Genomic DNA, 7,064 nt, shown 5'->3' with positions numbered 1-7,064 from the left:
CCACGCGACAAGTTTGTGGTGATTACGGGACTGTCTGGTTCAGGTAAGTCCTCACTGGCATTCGATACGTTATATGCGGAAGGTCAACGCCGTTATGTAGAATCTCTGTCTGCCTACGCGCGTCAATTCCTTTCGCAAATGGAAAAGCCGGAAGTTGATTCGATTGAGGGTTTAAGCCCAGCCATTGCTATCGAACAGAAATCGACTAGCCATAACCCGCGTTCGACTGTAGGTACCATTACCGAAATCTATGACTATTTACGTTTGCTCTATGCACGCGTAGGTACACCTTACTGTCCGGAACACGATCTGCCCATGGTGGCACAGACCGTAACTGAAATGGTCGATGCGGTTAAAGAACTGGAAGAAGGCACTGCGCTGTTATTGTTAGCGCCTGTCGTTCGTGAACGTAAGGGTGAGTACACAGCGCTATTTGAACAACTGCAAAGCCAAGGCTTTGTGCGTGCACGTGTCGATGGTGAGATCATGGAAATTGATCCACCACCCGAGCTGGACAAAAAGAAAAAACATACTATTGAAGTCGTAGTTGACCGCTTTAAGGTGCGTGATGATCTCGGTAACCGTATTGCAGAAAGTTTTGAAACTGCACTGCGTCTCGGTGGTGATATCGCGATCCTGTCTTGGATGAAAGGCGAAAATGATGATCGCGTGTTTTCTGCCAAACACTCCTGTCCGGAATGTGACCGCGCTGTGGCTGAACTGGAGCCACGCCTGTTTTCATTTAACAATCCCTTCGGTGCCTGCCCGGTCTGTGATGGTCTGGGTACCCGCAGCCATTTCAGTGCGGACAAACTGATTCCCAATCAGGAAGTCAGCATCAGCCAAGGTGCGATTCGTGGCTGGGATCGTCAACGTCCGTATTATTATGGCATGTTGCAAAAAGTGGCCGAGCATTTTGGTTTTTCTCTGGAAACACCTTGGAATGAACTGGATGCCAATACCAAGAAAAAATTCCTCTATGGCACTGGCAAAGAAAAAATTGACCTGAGCTATATTGATGAACGTGGTCGTCGTCATAACCGGGTGATGCCATTTGAAGGTATTTTGCCGCATCTGGAACGCCGTTACCGCGAAACCGAAAGCAATTATGTGCGTGATGATCTGGCGCAGTATCTATCCAATGCCGCTTGTGATGCTTGTGATGGTTCACGTCTGAGTGAAATCTCGCGTAATGTGAAAATTCTGGATAAGACCATTGCCGACGTTACCCGCATGTCAATTGGTGATGCAGAAAGCTATTATCAGGGGATTAATCTGGAAGGTGCCCGTGGTGAAATTGCGGACAAGATTTTCAAGGAAATCCGTGAACGCCTGCACTTCCTGGTATCAGTCGGTCTGAACTATTTGAGCCTGTCCCGTTCTGCTGAAACCCTGTCTGGTGGTGAAGCACAGCGTATCCGTCTGGCCTCACAAATTGGTGCTGGTCTCATGGGCGTGATGTATGTGCTGGATGAACCTTCGATTGGTCTGCATCAGCGTGATAATGATCGCCTGTTACAAACCCTGATTCGTCTACGTGACCTCGGTAATACTGTTTTAGTGGTCGAACATGATGAAGATGCCATTCGTGCAGCAGACCATATTATTGATATTGGTCCGGGTGCCGGTGTGCATGGTGGCCATGTGATTGCAGAAGGAACTTATCAGGAACTCGCTGAAAATAAAGATTCCCTGACCGGTAAATATCTGTCTGGCAAACTGAAAATTGAAGTGCCGAAAAAACGGGTTCAGCCACCAAAACCGGAAGAACAGATCAAATTAATGGGTGCTGCCGGGCATAACCTGAAGAAAGTCGATCTGACCATTCCATTGGGAATTATGACTTGTGTCACCGGTGTTTCAGGTTCTGGTAAATCTACGTTGATTAACCGGACTCTGTTGCCACTGGCCGCGACTCAGCTAAATGGTGCAACCACGCTGACTGCCGAGAAGTTTGACTCAATTGATGGTCTGCAATTTCTGGATAAAGTGGTTGATATTGACCAGAGCCCGATTGGTCGTACGCCACGTTCGAACCCAGCAACTTATACCGGTTTGTTTACTCCAATTCGTGAACTGTTTTCACAGACTCCGGAAGCCAAAGCGCGTGGGTATACTGCTGGCCGTTTCTCATTTAACGTGAAAGGTGGACGCTGTGAAGCCTGTGAAGGTGATGGCATGATCAAGGTGGCGATGCACTTCCTGCCGGATATGTATGTGCCGTGTGATGCCTGTCATGGCAAGCGTTACAACCGTGAAACGCTGGAAGTGAACTACAAAGGCAAGAATATTTCTGATGTATTGCAGATGACTGTTGAAGATGCGATGCATTTCTTTGATGCGATTCCAGTGATTCATCGCCGTCTGGAAACCTTGCATCAGGTCGGTCTGGGTTATATTCGTCTGGGTCAGTCAGCGACGACGCTTTCTGGTGGCGAAGCACAGCGTGTCAAACTGGCACGTGAACTGGCCAAACGGGATACCGGCAAAACCCTGTATGTCCTGGATGAACCAACCACTGGTCTGCATTTCCATGATATTGCCAAGCTGCTGGACATCCTGCATGAGCTACGCAATAAAGGGAATACCATTGTGGTGATTGAACATAACCTGGATGTGATCAAGACTGCAGACTGGGTGGTAGACCTTGGGCCTGAAGGTGGTGCGGGTGGCGGTATGATTATCGCGGAAGGTACTCCTGAAGATATTGTGAAAGTTAAGGCTTCACATACAGGGAAATTCTTAAAGCCATTATTAAAGTAATTTAATCCTCCCCAACCCTCCTTTTTCAAAGGAGGGAGTGCCCTTCTTTTTAAAAGAGGGGCTTTTATTTTTGACTATGCGATTGAGCGAATATTTTCAGCCAATTGTGCCAGCGTTTGATCATCCGCCCTTTGACCATCATGTGATGAAATATATCCCTCATAAGCATTAAAATACTTATCGACCGAAGAATTAATTGGCTGCCAGTTTTCATGGATATTTTTAGTCTGATGCATTAGAAATAGCTTGGCATGCACATGATCGACGCCAAATCCCTCAAACACCATTGCTGTTCGGCCAACGTCATCAAAATAACGATCCAACTTTAGGGCTACCTGCTTGGTATATAGAACCAAGTTTGTCAGCACCTGGTCACTCAGTTCAAAGGCATAGCTGGAATAATGCTGTTTTGGAATCAATACGCTCGCGCCCAATGTATTGGGAAAGATAGTAAGAAACGCCATAAAATCATCATTTTCATCGATTAAATGACATGGCAATTCCCCTTTTACCATTTGACAGAAAATACAATTTTTACTCATTTTAAGATCCCCTAAATTTTTATATTTTTTAAAAACTTCAATGAAATTTACTTTATTTTTTAACAATATAAATTATAAAATTATGACTCTTCAGACTGTTTAGCTTAAAAAATTCAGTTAAGTGGTTTAAACCTCAGCCACCACATTACGTCCTTTGGCTTTGGCCTTAAATAACGCCTCATCGGCCTGTTCCAGTAAAGCAATCCATGACTCTGCACCAATCGCTACCCCAATACTCACCGATACATGAATATCTTCATCAGCTGAGGTCAGAATAGAATGCTCAGCGACTTCAGTCCGGATTTTATTCGCTAGCATGAAAGCATGCTGCATCTCGATATTTTCAATCAGGACCAGAAATTCGTCTCCGCCATAGCGAACCAGTAGATCCGAAGCTCGAATATTGGCTTTTAAGCGCTCTGCAACCAGTTGAATGACCTGATCACCAATAATATGCCCATATTGATCATTGACCTGTTTGAAGTGATCAATATCAATAATCATCAGGCAGGTTCGCTTAAATTGGGTCGGATGCACTTCCATAAAACGGATATATTCATCGAGCGCAAAACGGTTAGCCAGTCCGGTCAAGGAATCGGAATGGGCAATATTTTTCAGTCGAAATTCTAATGCTTCACGCTCTTGCAGCATGTGCTGCAGTTTTTGAATTGCTGTAAATAAGGATTCAGTAGGCCGGTCTATTTTTAGTTTTGATTGGGCTTGCTTCCGTTCAGACCCAGTGGACAAATCAAATAAAATTTTACGTGCCCGAATTAAAGGAATAAAGATGCGTTTACGCGCAAAAATCATGGTCAAAATTGCCGTAATCAGGGAAATTCCAGATAAGGCCACTGTCCAGATCAAATGATTCAGACCATGGCGCATTTCCTTAATAGCCACATCTTTGGTGTATTGCAGTAAATAGTTCTGCAAATCAATCACTGTTGTAAATTTATCTACAATGGCTTCAGTCAGCTGGGTTCCAGTTAAATAATAAGGACGCTGCTGGCGGCTATCTTCAATCAGTCGCTCCACAATCGGTAAACCTTGCTGGATAAATTCAGTTCCGACCCGCTGATGTAAACGAATAAATTCATCAGTTTTGTCCTGAACAGGCTGTAGCGTATCAATAATATCCCAGAGGTAGCGTACCTGATGCTGGACCTGCAAGGAACGGGTAATGTTTTGCTCTGGAATCTGGGTTCCAAATGTCACATGTGCCATGACATTTGACGCTACCCGACCCGATTGATCCCTGAGATCAGATAAAAACAGGATTTCACTCATGTAATTATCCAAACGGGCAGATGGCGTAGCAGAGGCAATGACTACTCCTTTCAGAATTTTACGACTGCTATCCCAGGCACTAAACATGGCGAGAATGGCCTGATCCATTTCCTGTGCAGTACGTTCCGGGCGAGGTATTTGAGTATAGAGATCGACCTGCTTACGCCCATATTGCAGACTAGGCTTTAACTCAGATAAAAGTTGCTGGCTGAGGTGATTAAAACCAACCTGATCAAGTGCCTGAGCCGTAATTTGCATCTGTTGATCGACTTCCTGACGGTAATCGCTTAACTCCTGCTGATGTTTGGCAAATTCCTCAACCGAGCTAGACATTACTTTGTTGGCAGGTGCCCGTTCCCGGGAGATTTTATTGGAGAGATCGGTGACCTGTTGTAAGGCATAAAGCTGCTGATAGGTTTGTTTTGATTTTAAATAATGTTGACTACTATCAATAATTAAGGGAATACAAATACACAATAAACATAAAATAATGATCGACATCGACCAGTACAGATGTTTGCTGATTTTCTCAGAGCGCAAAGTATTCATCTTGATTTTTAGTCCTTCACATGAATCAAGGACTCCCCATTTAATAGTAGATAGATTATACAAATAAACGCCTACTCATCATCAATATTTCTTCCCAATTGCTTTGATTTTCAGAAGGTTTTTCTTATGTTCTTAAAGGTTTTAACTCTTTATATTTTCAGGATTTTTCATCTGTTATCACTAAAATATAAATAGGAATGAAAATTTCATAATTTAAAATATAAGAAAATTAAAAAACTCGCTTTCTGAACTATTTACACGCGCAACAATTAGGTGCATAATGCACTGCATTAGGGCGAGTTAAATTATTCCTCAGCAGATTTTTTGATTTACCCGCAAATTTTGGCGAAAAAACCTCAATTTTATATAGAAATTGAGGTTTTTTTTTGCAACTTTATAGAACGAAGCAATTTTTAAATTGAAATAATGCACCATTAAGGTGCACTTAAGAATTATCTTTGACGGCTTTTTATACTAGTTTTTCTAATCTTCTTTTATGAACTAATCCGTAGACTGATGCTTCTAAAAAATTCAGGCAATAAAAAGCCCAACCTTGGGGAAAGTTGGGCCGATAAAAACAAAAATATGTGGAGAATCAGTCAAATTATCATGTAACAACATGAACTCTAACCTGATTTTTTTATTATCAGTCAATTTGGTAACAATGTAAAGCACATTAATTTACTAGGATTTATGACATATCACAATTTATAGACAAAACAGTGAAATACATCACATTATAACCCTGATTTTGTCGCTAAACCGATCAATTCTTTCATAAATTTGTTTTATATTATAGTTTTCACGCCTTTCTTAAATTCAGTGTAATAAACATGATTATTTTCATGATAAATAAATTGGTTTTTTGAATTAAAATCCACTATTCAACTTAATTAAACAATCAAAAAATCCTTTATTAATTCATTTTCCTGATTAGATCTAACAATTTATTTTGTATACAACATTGTTATTTAAGATTTTTTCTAAAATAACTAAATTTTCTAATTAAAAGACTATTAAACAAAATCAATACAATGATTTTGCACAAAAAAATAGCGATTTCAAATCAGATTGACTTAATAAATTGTTACAATACAATACGTTTCTGTTGTACATCTTTTGTAACAAAATGGTAAATATCATGAAAAAACTCGGTTTAGCCACTGCTTTATTATTAGCCATGACCGGTGCTCAAGCATATCAATTTGAAGTTCAAGGTCAGTCAGAGTACATCGACAACACTGCGAATGACAAAGACTTCACTGGCGCTGTTCAAGGTACTTACTACTTCAAAGATGTAGACGCTTCTAAAGGCCCTTTAGCTGAAGCTGCTTTCATCAACCAGGCATCTAATGTTTCTGCTGCTTATACATACGGCGAAAACGGACAAGAATTTGGTAATCGTACTGTACACCACACTTTTGGTGCAAAAGGTGAAGCTTACATCCCAACTAAAGTTGTTCCTGCTTATGCAAGCGCTTCTTATAGCCATACCATCACTGATAACAAAGCTGGTAACCCAACAGATGATAATGGCGACCGTTATGCATTAGAAGTAGGTGTACTTCCTATTCCTAACTTCCTGGTAGCTGTAGGTTACACAAGCGTTGCAGACCAAACTTCTTATGACGCTTTCAACATGTTCAACAACGGCGTTGTTAAAGCTGCTATTGAGTCTCAAACAATCGCTGGAGACCAAGATGCTATCACTGCACGTACTAAATATGTAGGCGCAATTGACGGCACTAACATGTCACTTGGCTTCGAAAGCGGCTTGGTTTATGGTGAAGACACTGCTTACAACCTGGGTACTACTTTGTACATCAACCCTAAATTAAGCGTTGGTGCATCTTATATGGAATCTAGCTACGCTAACTCTCCAGACAAAGCTTGGGGCGCAAACGTAAACTACTTCATCACTCC

The 7,064-nt window shown here is 41.7% G+C and carries 4 protein-coding genes; 2 read left to right on the top strand and 2 right to left on the bottom strand.

Translation table 11 applies throughout. The annotated features are described in order from the left end of the window. Window positions 1–2,763, top strand: a 2,763-nt coding sequence (gene uvrA / locus B4J23_RS06905; RefSeq protein WP_291359549.1) for an excinuclease ABC subunit UvrA, incomplete at its 5' end; no start/stop codon positions are given. A gap of 74 nt (window positions 2,764–2,837) precedes the next feature. On the opposite strand, the gene B4J23_RS06900 is transcribed toward uvrA, so the two are convergent. Further along, the gene (locus B4J23_RS06900) at window positions 2,838–3,305 is read right to left on the bottom strand and encodes an HIT family protein (protein WP_291359547.1); all 468 of its coding nucleotides are present in this window, start codon (window positions 3,303–3,305) and stop codon (window positions 2,838–2,840) included. 126 nt (window positions 3,306–3,431) lie between these two features. After that, complete coding sequence (locus tag B4J23_RS06895; RefSeq protein WP_291359545.1) at window positions 3,432–5,141, bottom strand: GGDEF domain-containing protein; 1,710 nt, start codon at window positions 5,139–5,141, stop codon at window positions 3,432–3,434. 1,141 nt (window positions 5,142–6,282) lie between these two features. On the opposite strand from B4J23_RS06895, the gene omp33-36 reads away from it, so the two are divergent. Continuing rightward, on the top strand, window positions 6,283–7,064 hold a 782-nt coding region (omp33-36, locus tag B4J23_RS06890), incomplete at its 3' end, for a porin Omp33-36 (protein ID WP_291359543.1).

Origin of the sequence: Acinetobacter sp. UBA3025 (assembly GCF_002367915.1) — a bacterium.
GTDB lineage: Bacteria > Pseudomonadota > Gammaproteobacteria > Pseudomonadales > Moraxellaceae > Acinetobacter.
Note: the sequence above shows the minus strand (reverse complement) of the source record. Positions and strands in the feature narration are given on the sequence as shown.

Bases quoted from the DNA above. Each gene is read 5' to 3' on its own strand.
- B4J23_RS06900 (WP_291359547.1), bottom strand. From the start codon at position 3,305: ATGAGTAAAAATTGTATTTTCTGTCAAATGGTAAAAGGGGAATTGCCA.
- B4J23_RS06895 (WP_291359545.1), bottom strand. From the start codon at position 5,141: ATGAATACTTTGCGCTCTGAGAAAATCAGCAAACATCTGTACTGGTCG.